The following is a 273-nucleotide window of genomic DNA, read 5'->3' as shown; positions in this document are numbered from 1 at the left end:
AAGAAGCGACGGAATTTCTCGGGCACCTCGTCGCGGATCGCCTCGCGCAAGTCGCGTTCGGAGACGAGGCTGTCCGGATCGGGCACGTCGGGCATGTCGAACTGATGGTGCAGGCCGTCGGCGGGCAGCTGGAAGCTCGCGGTCATGTTGAGGATCGGCTGGCCGCCCTGCATTGCGATGATCCGACGATTGGCGAAGCTGCGCCCGTCGAAATCGCGCACGACGCGGTAGATGATCGGATAGTTCTCGTCGCCCGGGCGCATGAAATAGGCG

1 protein-coding gene is annotated in these 273 nt (G+C 64.1%); it reads right to left on the bottom strand.

From position 1 onward, the window contains the following. The coding region (locus tag NLU14_RS21815) for an acyl-CoA thioesterase (protein ID WP_275710556.1) at positions 1-273 on the bottom strand (273 nt) is incomplete at both ends.

Origin of the sequence: Marinobacter iranensis, from assembly GCF_029207565.1 — a bacterium.
Lineage (GTDB): Bacteria > Pseudomonadota > Gammaproteobacteria > Pseudomonadales > Oleiphilaceae > Marinobacter > Marinobacter iranensis.
The sequence above is the reverse complement of the archived record's forward strand: the minus strand, read 5'-3'. Positions and strand labels throughout refer to the sequence as shown.